Origin of the sequence: Kitasatospora sp. NPDC127060 (genome assembly GCF_042724935.1) — a bacterium.
In the GTDB taxonomy this organism is placed as follows: domain Bacteria; phylum Actinomycetota; class Actinomycetes; order Streptomycetales; family Streptomycetaceae; genus Kitasatospora.
Genome location: NZ_JBHXEG010000007.1, coordinates 99,708 through 115,413, shown reverse-complemented (window position 1 = coordinate 115,413; position 15,706 = coordinate 99,708). Strand labels below are relative to the sequence as shown.

The 15,706-nt window shown below is 72.7% G+C and carries 13 protein-coding genes; 6 read left to right on the top strand and 7 right to left on the bottom strand.

Annotated features, from left to right (window positions below; translation table 11 throughout):
* Positions 1-283: 283 nt before the first annotated feature.
* The 4 genes from ACFWIS_RS06740 to ACFWIS_RS06725 all read left to right on the top strand — a co-directional run bounded on the left by ACFWIS_RS06740 (position 284) and on the right by ACFWIS_RS06725 (position 5,961).
* On the top strand, positions 284-1,078 hold the full coding sequence (locus ACFWIS_RS06740) for an isoprenyl transferase (RefSeq protein ID WP_380453841.1): 795 nt from the start codon (positions 284-286) through the stop codon (positions 1,076-1,078).
* 324 nt (positions 1,079-1,402) lie between these two features.
* On the top strand, positions 1,403-2,737 hold the full coding sequence (locus tag ACFWIS_RS06735; RefSeq protein ID WP_380453843.1) for a PhoH family protein: 1,335 nt from the start codon (positions 1,403-1,405) through the stop codon (positions 2,735-2,737).
* A gap of 433 nt (positions 2,738-3,170) precedes the next feature.
* Positions 3,171-3,911, top strand: a complete 741-nt coding sequence (locus tag ACFWIS_RS06730) for a transglycosylase SLT domain-containing protein (RefSeq protein ID WP_380523498.1) — start codon at positions 3,171-3,173, stop codon at positions 3,909-3,911.
* Between the two features lie 532 nt (positions 3,912-4,443).
* Positions 4,444-5,961, top strand: coding sequence for an AI-2E family transporter (locus ACFWIS_RS06725; RefSeq protein ID WP_380453847.1), 1,518 nt, complete (start codon positions 4,444-4,446; stop codon positions 5,959-5,961).
* 16 nt (positions 5,962-5,977) lie between these two features.
* Here ACFWIS_RS06725 and ACFWIS_RS06720 read toward each other — a convergent pair whose 3' ends face one another.
* The 5 genes from ACFWIS_RS06720 to ACFWIS_RS06700 all read right to left on the bottom strand — a co-directional run bounded on the left by ACFWIS_RS06720 (position 5,978) and on the right by ACFWIS_RS06700 (position 9,565).
* Positions 5,978-6,253: a hypothetical protein gene (locus tag ACFWIS_RS06720; RefSeq protein ID WP_380453849.1), complete on the bottom strand. Its 276-nt coding sequence runs from the start codon at positions 6,251-6,253 to the stop codon at positions 5,978-5,980.
* 112 nt (positions 6,254-6,365) lie between these two features.
* On the bottom strand, positions 6,366-7,979 hold the full coding sequence (locus ACFWIS_RS06715) for an alpha/beta hydrolase (RefSeq protein WP_380453851.1): 1,614 nt from the start codon (positions 7,977-7,979) through the stop codon (positions 6,366-6,368).
* A gap of 12 nt (positions 7,980-7,991) precedes the next feature.
* Entirely contained in the window at positions 7,992-8,333 is a 342-nt protein-coding gene (locus tag ACFWIS_RS06710; RefSeq protein ID WP_380453853.1) for a type VII secretion target, read from the bottom strand.
* 134 nt (positions 8,334-8,467) lie between these two features.
* Positions 8,468-9,010 carry an alkyl hydroperoxide reductase gene (locus ACFWIS_RS06705; RefSeq protein WP_380453855.1) on the bottom strand — a complete coding sequence of 181 codons (543 nt, stop codon included), beginning with the start codon at positions 9,008-9,010 and terminating at the stop codon, positions 8,468-8,470.
* Between the two features lie 3 nt (positions 9,011-9,013).
* Positions 9,014-9,565, bottom strand: coding sequence for a peroxiredoxin (locus ACFWIS_RS06700; protein ID WP_380453857.1), 552 nt, complete (start codon positions 9,563-9,565; stop codon positions 9,014-9,016).
* 193 nt (positions 9,566-9,758) lie between these two features.
* Between ACFWIS_RS06700 and ACFWIS_RS06695 the strand changes: the two genes are divergently transcribed.
* Positions 9,759-10,754, top strand: coding sequence for a LysR substrate-binding domain-containing protein (locus ACFWIS_RS06695; RefSeq protein WP_380453859.1), 996 nt, complete (start codon positions 9,759-9,761; stop codon positions 10,752-10,754).
* On the opposite strand, the gene ACFWIS_RS06690 is transcribed toward ACFWIS_RS06695, so the two are convergent.
* Entirely contained in the window at positions 10,751-11,371 is a 621-nt protein-coding gene (locus ACFWIS_RS06690; protein ID WP_380453861.1) for a TetR/AcrR family transcriptional regulator, read from the bottom strand. The two genes, ACFWIS_RS06695 and ACFWIS_RS06690, sit on opposite strands and share 4 nt — an antisense overlap.
* A gap of 144 nt (positions 11,372-11,515) precedes the next feature.
* On the opposite strand from ACFWIS_RS06690, the gene ACFWIS_RS06685 reads away from it, so the two are divergent.
* Positions 11,516-13,699 (top strand): MMPL family transporter, encoded by a 2,184-nt coding sequence (locus ACFWIS_RS06685; RefSeq protein ID WP_380453863.1) that lies wholly within the window; start codon positions 11,516-11,518, stop codon positions 13,697-13,699.
* Between the two features lie 62 nt (positions 13,700-13,761).
* Here ACFWIS_RS06685 and ACFWIS_RS06680 read toward each other — a convergent pair whose 3' ends face one another.
* Complete coding sequence (locus tag ACFWIS_RS06680; protein ID WP_380523496.1) at positions 13,762-15,639, bottom strand: SpoIIE family protein phosphatase; 1,878 nt, start codon at positions 15,637-15,639, stop codon at positions 13,762-13,764.
* Positions 15,640-15,706 lie beyond the last annotated feature (67 nt).

The window sequence follows — 15,706 nt, the reverse complement described above, 5'->3', positions numbered from 1 at the left end:
GTCAAAAGCTGGACTAGACCATTGCCGGACGTCAAGGACGCGACAACCGGTTTACGGCTCCCTTAAGGATTCGGAGACCGTTCCGTGTCCACGACGGCCGCACCGCCCCGCGGGCCCCGCCGCACCCACCCCGCGGGCCCGGACACGCCCGCCGCGACAGACTTCGTACAGGACCGTGACCAGACCGCTACCTGCGGCTTTACCGCGCGCCTGCGCGCCGGAGTAGGCTGCGCCGGGGCCGGGGACGAACCGGCCCGAACGAGTACGGAGGGGCCGGGAAACCATGGGTCTGCGCGATGTCGCCGAACGGACGCCGGGGCTGCGCACCCTGCTGGGCGGGATGTACCGGCTGTACGGTCGCCGGGTCGAGGTCCACCTCGGCCGCACCCCCCACCACATCGGCGTGATCCTCGACGGCAACCGCCGCTGGGCCAAGGCCGCCGGCGGCTCCACCGTGTACGGCCACCAGCGCGGCGCCGACAAGATCAGCGAGTTCCTCGGCTGGTGCGACGAGACCCACGTCAAGGTCGTCACCCTGTGGATGCTCTCCACCGACAACCTGGACCGCCCGGCCGACGAACTCGTCCCGCTGCTCGGCATCATCGAGGACGCCGTCACCGGCCTGGCCGCCGCCCGCCGCTGGCGGGTCAACCCGGTCGGCGCGCTGGACCTGCTTCCGCAGCACACCGCCGACGTGCTCAAGCGCGCCGCCGAGGAGACCTCCGCGATCGACGGCATCACCGTCAACGTCGCGGTCGGCTACGGCGGTCGGCACGAGATCGCCGACGCCGTCCGCTCGCTGCTCCAGGAACACGCCGGGCGCGGCACCTCGATCGAGGAACTGGCCGAGATCCTGACCGTCGAGCACATCTCCGAGCACCTCTACACCGCCAACCAGCCCGACCCGGACCTGATCATCCGCACCTCGGGCGAACAGCGGCTGTCCGGATTCCTGCTCTGGCAGAGCGCGCACAGCGAGTTCTACTTCTGCGAGGCGTACTGGCCGGCCTTCCGCAAGGTCGACTTCCTGCGCGCGCTGCGCGCCTTCGAGCAGCGGCACCGGCGGATGGGCCTCTGACCCGGCGCCCGCCGGGCCCCGCCCGGGCCCTCCGGGGCCGAACCGGGTGCTGCCCCACCTCCCCGCCGGGGCGCCGCCCTGCCGGTCCCGGCCGGTCCCGGGCGGAGCCGGCGGGCTTCCGGGCGGAATGACCGCCGTAGGCCTGGCGTACCCGGGCGCCGCGCGAGGCCAAACGTTCACCGGCAATGATCCGTCAGTTCGCCGGGGACGCGAATGCACCGCTCCCCGCCTGGGAATACTCCAGGCAGTCCGGTCCCGAGGCCACCGGGGCAGCGGGGGCCGGCATGCCGCGGGTGACGCAGGGTCATCCGCTCTGGAGGCCTAGTGGTCAGTTCCAAGAGCCGCCGGACACCAGACCGGCGCACGTACGTTCTCGACACCAGCGTGCTCCTGGCGGACCCTCTCGCCATGACCCGCTTCGAGGAGCACGAGGTCGTCCTCCCGGTGGTGGTCGTCACCGAGTTGGAGGCCAAGCGCCACCATCCGGAGCTGGGCTACTTCGCCCGCCAGGCGCTGCGCCTGCTCGACGACTACCGCGTCCGCCACGGCCGGCTCGACGAGCCGATCCCGGTCGGCGAGCTGGGCGGGACGATCAGGGTCGAGCTCAACCACTCCGACGTGTCGATACTGCCGGCCGGCTACCGGGCCGGCGGCGGCGAGGCCGACACCCGGATCCTGGCGGTCGCCCGCAACCTGCAGGCCGAGGGTTACGACGTCACCGTCGTCTCCAAGGACCTCCCGCTGCGGATCAAGGCCAGCTCGGTGGGCCTGCTCGCCGAGGAGTACCGGGCCGAGCTCGCGATCACCTCCGGCTGGACGGGCATGTCCGAACTGCACGTCGCGGCCGAGCAGGTCGACGCGCTGTTCGCGGCCGGCCACGACGCGGCGGTGGACGTCGAGGGGGTCGAGGAACTGCCGGTGCACACCGGTCTGGTGCTCACCTCGGAGCGCGGCCGGGCGCTCGGCCGGGTCACCGGCGACGGTCGGGTCCGGCTGGTGCGCGGCGAGCGCGAGGCGTTCGGGCTTCGCGGTCGCAGCGCCGAGCAGCGGGTGGCGCTGGACCTGCTGCTCGACCCGGACATCGGCATCGTGTCGATGGGCGGCCGGGCCGGCACCGGCAAGTCGGCGCTGGCGCTGTGCGCGGGGCTGGAGGCGGTGCTGGAGCGGAGGCAGCACCGCAAGGTCATGGTCTTCCGGCCGCTGTACGCGGTCGGCGGTCAGGAGCTCGGCTACCTGCCCGGCAGCGAGGCGGAGAAGATGGGCCCTTGGGCCCAGGCGGTCTTCGACACCCTCTCGGCGGTGACCACTCCGGACGTGATCGAGGAGGTCATCGCCCGCGGGATGCTGGAGGTCCTGCCGCTGACCCACATCCGGGGCCGCTCGCTGCACGACGCCTTCGTGATCGTGGACGAGGCCCAGTCGCTGGAGCGCAACGTCCTGCTGACGGTGCTGTCCCGGATCGGCCAGGGTTCGCGGGTGGTGCTCACCCACGACGTGGCGCAGCGGGACAACCTCCGGGTCGGCCGGTACGACGGCGTGGTGGCGGTGGTGGAGAAGCTGAAGGGTCATCCGCTCTTCGCCCACATCACCCTCACCCGCTCGGAGCGGTCGCCGATCGCGGCGCTGGTCACGGAGATGCTGGAGGACATCAACCCGTGAACCGCCCCTGATCCGGGCATAGTAGGACAATAGGGTCAACTCGCGGTGCGGGGCCCGCTCCTGACGGAGCGGGCCCCGCCCCTTTCATCACATCGAGTGCTTTCCGTGCGGGGGAACTCCCGTACGGTGAATGTGACATGCGCCACGCGGGCGGGAATTGCGTCGACAGTGCCCGGTGCGGCATGGTGAGGGTTCTGTCAGGCCCCGCGTACGGCGCGGCAGGGCTTCCGGACCCCGGGAGTCCGGCCCCGGAAGGTCCACCAACTCCGGTCGGTGGACGCACAATTGAAGACCGATGAGCCGTACGCCGCCCGATTCCAACGCCCGGTCGCCTCAACCCGACCGGACGCCGGGCCAGCACCTCCCGTGACCAGAGCATCTGCGGAGGTCCGTGCCAAGGGGCATGTTGCGTCCGCACGGTCACGCGTGGGCGATGCTGGAAGGAATCCATGTGACTCGGATCTCGGTCCGGGGAGTTGCTGTGGCCTCCGCCACCGCCGTCACCGCAGTCGGTGCCGTCGTGGGTATGGCCTCGGGCAGCGAGGGCAAGACGACGCAGACGGTCGACATCGCCGGTGCGACCCTGCTTGCCGAAGTCCCCTCCGGCTCCCAGGCGCAGGCCGTCAGTGACAACATCGGCCAGCAGGCGTCCGCCCAGCAGGCTTCCGCCGACGCCGCGGCCAAGGCTGCCGCCGAGCAGAAGGCCGCCGAGGAGGCCGCGCGCCAGAAGGCCGCCGCGGACGCCCAGGCCAAGGCCGACGCGGACAAGGCCGCCAAGGCCGCCGCCGACCAGCGCGCCGCCGCCGATGCCGCCGCCAACCGCTCCAAGGCGCGTTCGGCGATGTCCGCGGTGGACAACAGTGCCCCGCCGGTCTCGGTCAGCCCCGGCTCCGTCCAGGACATGGCCCGGCAGATCGTCGGCAACGACGCCCAGTTCCAGTGCTTCAGCCAGATCGTGAAGCGCGAGAGCGGCTGGGACTACACCGCGACCAACAGCGGCTCCGGAGCCTACGGTCTGGTCCAGGCCCTGCCCGGCTCCAAGATGGCCTCGGCCGGCGCCGACTGGCGCACCAACCCGGCCACCCAGATCAAGTGGGGCGTCGGCTACATGAACAGCCGCTACGGCAGCCCCTGCGGCGCCTGGTCGTTCTGGCAGGCCCACAGCTGGTACTAGGAGGGCCCGCCGCCCCGCGGGGCGGCGCACTCCACACGGCCCCCGGCCGCTCGTCCCGTTCGACGAGTGGTCGGGGGCCGCGGCATTCTCCGGCGGCTGCCGTGGTGGTGGGGGCGGACCGGGGGGCCGTCGGGCCAGGGGGACCGTCGGGGTGGGGTGACTGCCGGACAAGGGCGGGCCGCGCCGCCCGGGCTGCGCTGACCGGCGCGCCCACGGGCGGTGCGGTCCTGGGTGCGGACGCGGGGCGCGGGGAGGGGTCCTGGTTGCTCCCCGCGCCGGCCGGTCCGCCGGCGGTTGGTCCTTCCCGGTGACCGTTCGGTCCCGTTCGGACTACTCCCCATCAGCCTGCCGGTGAAAACATCACCAATCTGGTGTTTTGTCCAAGTTCATGGAATGAACCGATCGCATCGAACCTCCTGGCGATCGCACCCGCCCCGTCCCCGCCGGGTAGCGTCATCCCCGACGGCCGTGGCGGGACCCACGGCGTACCGCCGCACTCGGCGGGTCCGGCAGGGAAGCGGTGGTAGCGAGGATGGCGCGGGGCGGAAAGGCCTTCAAGGCCGTGGCCAAGGGCATGGCCGTGGTGGCGAGCGCGGCCGCCGTGATCGAACGGCGCCGGCGCGCCGCGATGGCGGCCGACCCGCACGAACTCCCCGCACCCGCCGTCGGCGAGGCGCCCGGCCCGGTGCCGGTGCCGCGCGCCGATCCGGCCCCCGCGCCGGCACCGGCACCGATCGTGGTCCCGGCCTCGGTCCCGCCCGTCGAGGCGGCGGCGAACCCGGCGTCGGCTGCCGCGGCGGCCGCGCCCGCAGCGCCGTCCGCGCCCGTCGCGCCGCCCGTCGCGCACGCCGGACTCGGCCGGGAGCACCACCCCGGCCGGCCCGCCACCCCCGCCGAGGCGGTGCCCTGGGGACTGCGGGTCGCCGCCGAGTCGACCTGGCGGCTGCTGCTGCTCGGCGCCGCGCTCTACGTCCTCTTCTACGTCGTCGACATGCTGCGGCTGGTCGCCTTCTCGGTGCTCGCCTCGCTGCTGATCACCGCGCTGCTGGAGCCCTCGGTCTCCTGGCTGCGCCGGCGCGGGGTGCCGCGGTCGCTCGCTGCCGGCGGGGTGTTCCTCAGCGGCCTCGCCGGGATCGGACTGGTCGGCTGGTTCGTGGTCTGGCAGGTGTCCACCAACCTGCCCGACGTCACCAACCAGGTGAAGACCGGCGTCAACCAGCTGCGGGACTGGATGATCACCGGACCGCTGCACCTGACCCAGCAGCAGATCACCGACTTCGCCAACCAGATCACCAAGGCCATCACCACCAACACCGACCAGATCACCTCGGCCTCGATCACCGGCGCGCAGATCGCCGTCGAGATCCTGACCGCGCTGCTGATGACCTTCTTCACCACCTTCTTCTTCCTCTACGACGGTGCCAAGATCTGGAACTGGGCGCTGCGCGGCCTGCCCCGGCAGTCCCGCTTCGCGATGGCGGGGGCCGGTCCGAAGGCCTGGACGACGCTCACCGCGTACGTGCGCGGCACCGTCTGCGTGGCCTTCATCGACGCCGTCTGCATCGGCATCGGCATCGACCTGCTCGGCGTGCCGCTGGCCATGCCGCTGGCCGTGATCATCTTCCTCGGCGCGTTCGTCCCACTGGTCGGCGCCCTGGTCACCGGTACCGTCGCCGTCCTGATCGCACTGGTCACCCAGGGGCCGTGGACGGCGCTGATGGTGCTGGTCGTGCTGATCGCGGTGATGCAGGTGGAGAGCCACATCCTCCAGCCGCTCATCCTCGGCCGGGCCGTCCGGGTCCACCCCCTCGGCGTGGTCCTCGGCGTCGCGGCCGGCGGCATCATCGGCGGCATCGGCGGCGCGGTGGTCGCCGTCCCGCTGATCGCCGTCACCAACACCGTGGTCGCCCACCTGCGCCGCCGCAACGAGGCCGGCCAGGCCGTCTTCACCGCCCTCGAAGCCGCCCGCGAAGCCGCCGAACGCACCGCGGCCGCCCAGCCGGCGGCAGCTCAACCCGCGACGGCTCAGCCGGCGGCGGCCGCGGACTAGGGGAGGAGCGCGGAGATCACCGGGCGGTGAGGAAGAGCCAGTCGGCCAGTTCGCTCAGCCACCCGAGGACCGCTCCCAGGCCGGCCAGGGCCACCGTCGCCCTGAGCCCCCAGCGCCGGGCCGGGGTTATCAGGACGACCAGCAGCACCAGAACGGCAGCGGCGGCCGGTCCGAGCATCGGCAGGTAGATCAGCCGGTCGCCCTGGGCCTGGGACCAGCCCTCGTTCATGGACCGGTACGAGTTCTGGATCACGGCGAGGAACAGCCACCCCAGGGCGAAGACGGCGGTCACGATCCATGAAGTCCAGGCCAGGGGCGCCCACAGGGAACTGGACGGGGTCAGGAGCGGCGGCTGCCGCAGGGCCGCCTCGGCGAGCGAGGGGCGGGGCGGCCGTGGAACCGGGTTACCGCCGGCCACCGCGCGGGGCCTCCCTCGTGATCCGGTCACCGTGGCCGGTGACGATCTCGCCGATGTTGTCGACCGAGGTGTGGTCCTCGCCGGGCTGGTCGTCCCAGTAGGACGAGTGCGCGGAGCCGTTGGGCGAGCCGTCCGCGACCGCGAAGCGCTGGGCGCCGAAATCGGCCCGCGCCGGATCCCTGGTGTACCAACCGGCCTGCGAGACGTAGTCCCATTGGGCGGCGCCGACGTAGGTGTGGTCGGCGCCGACCGAGAAGTCCGAGGCGTGGACCGCGTCCGTACCGGGGCTGCCGACCAGGATGATGTCGTCGGCGGCCAGCCCGGTGGGCCTCTTCGCGGCCATGCCGACCAGGACCGAGCCGAAGCTGTGCCCCTGCGCGGTGACATGGGCCGGTGGCCCCTGGTGGGTGACTCGTTGCCCTTCGAGGAACTTGCGGTAGGCGTCGACCCCCTTCTGGGCGCGGCTGAAGTCGAGGGTCTCCGGGGCGGTGAGCGGGGCGTCGTAGCCCAGCCAGGCGATCGACGCCGTCGACCGCGTCGGGTCGGCGCGCCTGGCGGCCTCGTACACGGCTTTGGCCCGGTTCGCGTCGCCGTCGCCGATGCGCTGGAGTTCGGTGCCCAGGCCGCCGACCAGTGAGGTGACGTTGTCGGCGGTGTCGGGGTTGCCGAACGACAGGATGCCGCGTCCCTGGCCCTGGTCGCTGATGCCGAGCAGGAACACCGGTGGATCCTGTCCCGCGGAGTTCAGCAGCCGCTCGCTGATCTTCCGGAAGCCTTCGAGCTTCTGCCAGCGGTGCCCGGTGGCCGGGGATCCGTCCCGTGCGTACTCCTCGATGTAGCGGTACAGCAGGATCCGATTGGCCTTGTCGCGGACGACGGCGGGGATCCCGTCGCGGTTGCCGACGAGGTCCGGGTGCTCCGCGATGATCCACTGCTGTCGGTCGGCGGGGAGGCTGTTCCACCAGGCGTTGACCTCGGTCGGCGGCGCGTCGGGGCGGGGAACGGCGCCGAACATCAGGTTGACCGGCGCCAGGGCCGGGTCGAGGCGGTCCTGGTCGGCTGCGGTCGGGTCGAGGCCGGTGCCCTCGTGGGCGCGGGTGGTGTAGTGCTGGAGCCGGGTGGCGAGGGCCTGGTCGACGGTGTCGGCCTCGGTGAGGGCGGTGGTGATGCGGGCGGCGAGGGCCTTGGCGGTGCGGTCGCGGGTCTTCTGGTAGTCGGGGTCGTGCTGGTCGGCGGAGGAGGCGGCCTCCCAGGCGACGGCGCCGTGTTCGTTGACCGACATGTCGGCGCTCTTCACGTCCTCCAGGGCCTTGCGCAGTGCCGACTGGGCGAGGACGAGGGCGTCGGCGCCGGCCCGGAGGACCTTGCCGATCTGTCCGATCTCGGTCTGGGCCGCCTTCAACTCGCCGGTGGTGAGCTGGAGGGAGGGGGTCGCCGCGTCGGCGGCGGGGCCGGTCCAGCCGGCGGCGGCGATGCGCTGGTCGACGCCGGTGCGCCAGTTCTCCAGGTGGTGTCCGAAGTCGCCGCGCAGTTTGTCGTACGCGTCGGCGGTGCCGTGGAGCAGGGTGAAGTCGGTGTCGCGTAGCGTCGCCAGGTCCATGCCGTCGGCCCCTTATCCGAAGTGCTGGACGAAGTTCTGCTGTTGCGCCGCTGTCGGGACGAAGCCGCCGGCGGTCCGGTGGTCGGTGCCCCCGTAGCGGCGGGCGGCCGTTTCGAGGTGCTGGCCGTGGCGGCTCATCGTGGCGTGGAGGTCGTTCAGGAGCTGGTGCCAGGCGCCGGTGCAGGCGTCGAGCGCGGTGCCGCACCGGAGTCCGCGCAGTCCGGCGACGGTCCGGTGGGACGAGTCGAGGACGGCCTTGGTCTGGTCCGGGATCGGGGCGGCCGTCTCACCGGCCTTGCCGGCGGCCTGGTGGAGCAGGTCGGTGTCGACCTGGAAGCCCGGGTGTTCGGACACTGCGGTTCCCCCTCGGACCGAATGTCGTGCACGGATCGCCTTGCACTGTAGCCGAGTTGGACCCCCCGGGGCCCCGGAAACGCCGACGGGCCCCTCCGGTTAGCGGAGGGGCCCGTCAGGTGGTGCGGGGTGCGTCAGGCGTTGACGGCGGCGAGGGCGGCCTCGGAGTCGAGGACGCCGGCCACGGCCTGCAGGACGGCGGCGATCTTCATCGAGGCCTGGATGACCTCGCGCTCGACGCCGGCCTTGCGCAGGACGGCCTCGTGCGAGTCGAGGCACTGGCCGCAGCCGTTGATGGCCGACACGGCGAAGCACCAGAGCTCGAAGTCGATCTTCTCGACGCCCGGGGTGCCGATGATGTTCATCCGCAGACCGGCCCGCATCGTGCTGTACTCCTTGTCGGAGAGCAGGTGCAGCGTCCGGTAGTAGACGTTGTTCATCCCCATGATCGCGGCCGCGCCCTTGGCGGCGGTGTACGCCTCCGGGGAGAGGTTGGCCTTGGCCTCGGGCTCCAGCTCGCGCAGCAGGCCGGGGCTGCGGGTGGCCATCGCGCAGGACAGCACGGTGCCCCAGAGCTGCTGGGCGGGGAGGTCGGAGTTGCCGATGACCGAGCCCAGGTTGAGCTTGAGGTCCTTGGCGTAGTCCGGGAGGGCGGCCTTCAGGTCGTCGAGGGCCATGGGTCAGCCCGCCAGCAGGGCCTGGGCGTCGAGGGTGTCCTCGCCCTTGGTCCAGTTGCACGGGCACAGCTCGTCGGTCTGCAGGGCGTCCAGCACCCGCAGGACCTCCTTGGGGTTACGGCCGACGGAGCCGGCGGTGACCATGACGAACTGGATCTCGTTGTTCGGGTCGACGATGAACACGGCGCGCTGGGCGGTGCCGTCCTCGCCCTCGACGCCGCAGGCGCGCATCAGGTCGTGCTTGATGTCGGCCAGCATCGGGAAGGGCAGGTCGCGCAGGTCCTTGTGGTCCTTGCGCCAGGCGTGGTGCACGAACTCGGAGTCGCCGGAGACGCCGAGGATCTGGGCGTCACGGTCGGCGAACTCGTCGTTCAGCTTGCCGAACGCGGCGATCTCGGTCGGGCAGACGAAGGTGAAGTCCATCGGCCAGAAGAAGACGATCTTCCACTTGCCCTCGTAGGTCTTGTGGTCGATGTCGGCGAAGGCGTTCGCGGCGTCCAGGTCGACGCAGGCCTTGAGGTCGAACTCGGGGAACTTGTCGCCGATCGTGAGCACGTTCGCTTCTCCAGAAGATGAGACTGCGGGGAGTTTTGTCCGGATTCCGGACACGACCCAGAATTCCACATCGTGGACTGATCAGGGAAATAGCTACACTGGATGTGTCTGATCGGAGATTGTTATCAGTACCGAACCGCCCACGTCCCGGCCCCGCCCCCGCAGGGGCGCCGCCGGCAAACCCGAGCCGACTGTGGGGAGCGCCACAGCGCGCAGTCCGCGCACCCCGACGGTCGCCCAGCTCAGGGCCTTCGTCGCGGTGGCCGAGCACCGGCACTTCCGGGAGGCCGCCGCCGCGACCGGGACCAGCCAGCCGGCGCTGTCCGGGGCGGTCGCGGCGCTGGAGGAGTCGCTGGGCGCCCAGCTCGTCGAGCGTACGACGCGCAAGGTGATCGTCACTCCCCTGGGGGAGCGTGTGCACGGGCACGCGCGCCGGGTGCTCGCCTCGCTGCAGGCCCTCACCGAGGAGGTCGAGGCCGCCCGCCGTCCGTTCACCGGACCGCTGCACCTCGGGGTGATCCCGACCGTCGCACCGTACCTGCTGCCCATCGTGCTGCGGCTGGTCCGCGACCGCTTCCCGGAGCTGGAGCTGCACGTCCACGAGGAGCGCACCCCCTCGCTGCTGGAGGGGCTGGCCGCCGGGCGGCTGGACGTCCTGCTGCTCGCTCTCCCGGCCGGCGGATCCTCGCCGACCCGGGACATCCCGCTGTTCGACGAGGACTTCGTGCTGGTCACCCCGCCCGAGCACCCGCTCGCCGGGCGGATCGACGTCCCGCGCGACGTGCTGCTCGACCTGGACGTGCTGCTGCTGGAGGAGGGCCACTGCCTGCGTGACCAGGCCCTCGACATCTGCCGCGAGGTCGGCGCCGACCCGGCCGGCTCCACCACCCGTGCGGCGGGCCTGTCCACCCTGGTCCAACTCGTCGCCGGGGGCCTCGGGGTGACGCTGCTGCCGGCCACCGCGCTGGACGTCGAGGCCGGGCGCACCGACCGGCTGGCCGCCGTCCGCTTCGCCGCCCCGGCGCCCGGCCGCCGGATCGGGCTGGCCACCCGGCCGGGTTCGGCCCGCAGTGCCGAGTACGAGCGCTTCGGTGCGGCGCTGCGCGAGGTGCTGGCCGAACTGCCGGTCCGGATCGTCGACGGGGGAGACGGGGGAGACGGGGGAGACGGGGGAGGGGAAGGGGCCTAGGCCGCCGGGGCGCCGAGGCAGAGCCCGACCGTGGTCGCCACCAGCAGGTCCAGTGCCGCCAGGGTCCCCGGGTCGGGCTGTCCGTCCGGGTGGCGCCGGATCAGCTGGCGGGCGGTCAGCCCGTCGAAGCCGGTGAGGAAGTGGGCGGCGATCCGGTCGGCGGGCAGTGCCAGGGTGAGTCCGTGGGCGGCGGCGAGGGCGGTGAGCATCTCGGTGGCGGTGCCCTCCATGGCGAGCTGCAGCCCGAGCATGATCTCCCGCACGTCCGGGTCGCGCATCGCCAGCGTCTCGAACTCGCTGAGCAGGACGCAGCGCCCCTCCTCGCCGGTGGCGGCGTCCCAGAGCGCGTGCACCAGGGTGCGGACCTGTTCGCCGAACGGGCCGTCACCGGCGGAGGCGGCGCGCACCTGGTCGATGAACTGGGCGGCCACCTCCTCGACGACGGCCCGGTAGAGGTCCTTCTTGGTGCCGAAGGTGTAGTGCACCGTCGCCTGGGCGACGCCCAGCTCGGCCGCGATCGCGCGGGTGCTGCCGGCCGCGACGCCCTCCCGGGTCATCAGGTCGATCGCGGCCCGGACCAGCTGGGGTCGGCGTTCGGAGGCGGGGACATGAGCCATCCAGCCAGGGTAGCGCCATGGTCGGACAACTGTGTCGATCGATTTTGTCGGCCAACTTTGTCACCCGACAAAGTTGGGTCTACCGTGGGAGGGGTTCGCTCAGGCACCCGCCTGTCCGCCGACCGCACCCGAGGGGTCAGACCTTTGGCCACGTACCTGTACCGATTGGGCCGCCACTGCTTCCGGAGGAGGCGCGCCGTCCTGGCCGTCTGGATCGCGCTGCTGATCGCCATCGGCGGGGCCGCGGGCGCCTTCGCGGGCAAGACCAGCGACGAGTTCAAGGTCCCGGGCACCGAGGCCCAGGCCACCCTGGACCGGATCAAGGGCACCTTCCCCGAGCAGGGTCACGGCTCGGCCCAGGTGGTCTTCGCGGCCGGGGCGTCCGGCGGCATGACCTCGCCCGAGGCGGGCAAGGCGGTCGGCGAGGCGGTCGCCCGGATCGCCCACGTCCCCGGCGTGGCCGCGGTGCCCGACCCGTACGCCACCGGAGCCGTCTCCCCGGACGGCAGGGTCGCGATCGCGCTGGTCTCCTTCGACCACAAGCTCGCCGATGTCACCGACCGGCAGCGCGACGCGGTCAAGGCCGCCGCCGAGCCGGCCCGCGCGGCCGGACTGGAGGTGGCCTTCGGCGGCGACGCGTACAACCGGTTCGCCCAGATCGAGGGCGGTTCCGAGGCGATCGGCCTGGTGGTGGCCGGCGTGGTGCTGGTGATCACCCTCGGCACCCTGGTCGCGGCCGGGCTGCCGCTGCTGACCGCGCTGGTCGGCGTCGCCGTCGCGATGGCCGGACTGCTGGCGCTGACCGGCTCGTTCGAGATCATCACCACCGCCCCGGTGCTCGCGCTGATGGTCGGCCTCGCGGTCGGCATCGACTACGCGCTGTTCATCCTGTTCCGCTACCGCCGTCACCTGGACGAGGGCCTGGAGCCGGAGGAGTCCGCCGCCCGGGCCACCGCCACCGCCGGCAGCGCCGTCGTCTTCGCCGGCCTGACCGTGGTCGTGGCGCTGGCCGGACTCGCCGTCGCCGGCGTCCCGTTCCTCACCGTGATGGGCCTGGCCGCCTCCGGCGCCGTCGTGGTGGCCGTCCTGGTCGCGATCACGCTGCTGCCCGCGGTGCTGGGCTTCACCGGCCGCGCGATCGACCGGTTGCCGATCTGGAAGCGGGCGCTGACCACCCACGGCAAAGTCACCCTCGGCGAGCGCTGGGCCCGCTTCGTGGTCCGCCGCCCACTGCCCGTGCTGCTGGTCGGCCTGGCCGGACTGGGTGCCCTCGCGGTTCCCGCCGCGAGCCTGAACCTCGGCTTGCCGGGCGGTGGTTCACAGGCCGTCGGGACGGACGCCCGCAAGGCGTACGACCTGGTCAGCGCAGGCTTCGGGGCGGGTTTCAACGCGCCGCTGGTGGTGGTCGTGGACGCCCACGGCACGCCGAAGCCTGAACAGGCGGTGCAGGAGGTGGCCGGCCGGCTGCAGGGCCTGAAGGGTGTGCAGACCCTGCTGCCGCCCAAGGTCGACCAGGCGAGCGGTACCGCCCTGGTGCCGGTCATCCCGAAGACCGGTCCGGACGACAAGGCCACCGAGACCCTGGTCAAGGAGATCCGCGACCAGCGCGACGGGCTCAGGGCCGCCACCGGCGCGAGCATCGCCGTCACCGGCACCACCGCCGCCAACATCGACGTCTCCACCAAGCTCGGCCAGGCCCTGCCGCCGTTCGTCGCGGTGATCGTCGGCATCGCCCTGGTGCTGCTCGCGCTGGCCTTCCGCTCGGTGCTGGTGCCGCTCAAGGCGGTGCTGGGCTTCCTGCTCAGCATCCTGGCCTCGCTCGGCGCGGTGGTCGCGGTCTACCAGTGGGGCTGGCTGGACGGCCTGATCGACGTGCCGAAGGTCGGCCCGGTGGTCAGCTTCGTGCCGATCCTGCTGATCGGCGTGCTGTTCGGGCTGGCGATGGACTACGAGCTGTTCCTGGTCTCCGGGATGAAGGAGCAGCACGTCCACGGCAAGGCACCGCGCGAGGCGGTCGTCGGCGGGGTGAAGGGCGGCGCCCGGGTGGTGACGGCGGCCGCGCTGATCATGATCTCGGTGTTCGGCGCCTTCGTCCTCGGACACGACCCGATCGTCCAGCCGATCGGCTTCGCCCTCGCGGTGGGCGTGCTGGTGGACGCCTTCGTGGTGCGGATGGCGCTGGTACCGGCCGCCATGGCGTTGTTCGGCAAGGCGGCCTGGTGGTTCCCGAAGCGGCTGGAGAAGGTCGTGCCGAAGGTCGACATGGAGGGCGAGCAGCTGATCGCCCGGCTGGAGGAGGAGCGGGCCAGGGAGCCCGTGGGAGTGTGACCGCGGTGCCCGTCGGAGTGTGACCGCGGTGCCCGGCGGGGTCCGCCCCGCCGGGCCCGCCGCTACTGCGGCAGCCGCTGCTCGAACCAGACCACCTTGCCGGTGCCCAGCCGGGTGGCGCCCCAGCGGTCCGCGCACCGGGCCACTATCTGCAGCCCGCGCCCGCGTTCGTCCTCCGGGCCGGTACGGCGCGGGCGCGGCAGCAGCGGGCTGTCGTCGCCGACCTCGCAGCGCAGCCGGGTGGTGCGCACCAGGCTCAGGGTGACCGGCCGGGTCGCGTGCTGGACGGCGTTGGTCACCAGTTCGCTGACCATCAGCTCGGTCGCCTCGCTCAGCCCGTCCAGCCCCCAGCGGCGCAGGGTGTGCGCCGCCAGCCGCCGGGCCCGGCCGGGCGTCTCGTTGCGCGGCTGCAGGTACCAGTGCGCGACGTCCCCGGCCGGGATGCCGTCGAAGCAGGCGCCCAGCAGGGCGATGTCGTCGCCGCGGTCCCCGGGCGGCAGGATCCGCAGCGCCTCCTGGCAGAGCTGCTCGGGAGACTGCCAGCGGGCGGCCGCGATCCGCGCGCGGAGCACCTCCAGGCCGTCGCTGAGCGGGCGGCTGCGGGTCTCCACCAGGCCGTCGGTGAACAGCAGCAGCGCCGAGCCGGGCGGTGCGGGCAGTTCGACCGAGTTGAAGTCCACCCCGCCGACCCCGATCGGCGCCCCGGAGTCCAGCTCCACCAACTCGGCCGTGCCGTCCGGGCGGACCAGCACGGGCGGGACGTGCCCGGCGTTGGCCAGCACCACCCGGTTGGCGATCGGGTCGTACACCGCGTACACGCAGGTGGCCAGGTGCTGTTCGCGGCCGAGCCGCTGGGCCTGTTCGTCCAGGTGGTAGAGCACCTCGTGCGGCGGCAGGTCGAGTGCGGCCAAGGTCTGGGCGCTGGTGCGGAGTTGGCCCATGATGGCGGCCGAGGTGAGCGAGTGGCCCATCACGTCGCCGACGATCAGGGCGACCCGGTTGCCGGGCAGCGGCACGGCGTCGTACCAGTCGCCGCCGACCTGCGCGCCGCGCTCACCGGGCAGGTAGCGCTGGGCGAGCCGGACCCCGTGCGACTGCGGCAGCCGCAACGGCAGCATGCTGCGCTGGAGTTCGTTGGCTATCTCCCACTCGCGGGCGTACCGCAGCGCGGTGTCCACGGCCAGCCCGGCCTGGGTCGCCAGGTGCGCGGCGGTCGCGGTGTCCGTCGCGTCGAAGGCCGGGCGGCCGGTGCGTTCAGGGGGTCGGCGGATCAGCACCAGCAGGCCGAGGACGGCCTTGCGGCCGCGCAGCGGCAGGGCCACCACCGAGGTGCCGGCGGCCAGCCGGGCCAGCCCGCGGGTGCCGTACAGCTCGCGCAGCAGCGCCTCGGTGCGCTCGGCGGCGGGTGTGCCGAGGACGGCCGACTCGGCGGGACGACGGCTCAGCAGGATGTGCGCCAGCGCGCCGCCGCGGGTGACCGGGGTGGCCGGGCCGGTGTCGGCGGTCGAGCGGGAGCCGAAGCGCGAGCGGTGCCGGTCGTCCGCGCCGCTCTTGCGGCCGCGGCGGCCGATCCGGGTGCCGGTGCTGTGGTGTATCCGCAGCTCCTCCGGGAAGCCGGGTTCGCGCTCGACGTTGGGCAGCGGATCGCGCAGGTGGACGACGGCCGCGTCGGCGAGCGTCGGCACCAGCACCCGACCGATGTTGCGCAGGGTCGCGGCCAGGTCGAGGGCGCTGTTGATCCGCCGGGTCGCCGCGTCGAGGTAGGCGAGGCGGTCCGCCACCCGTTCCGCCGCCCGTTCCGCCGCTCCTTCCGGCGACCTGGCGTGGTCCGGCCGGGAGGTCGGCGGCTTCGCCGGGGGGTGCGCCCTGATCGGGACCATGCTGCGCTGGCCCGGGACGGCGGGCGGCTGCTCCGCCTCGGTCTTGAGCTGGTCGCGCACGGCTGCCTGTCCTGGATTCGGTGTGGTCGGGAGGTGTGTGTGTCGATGGGCTGTGCTGGTCCTCTGG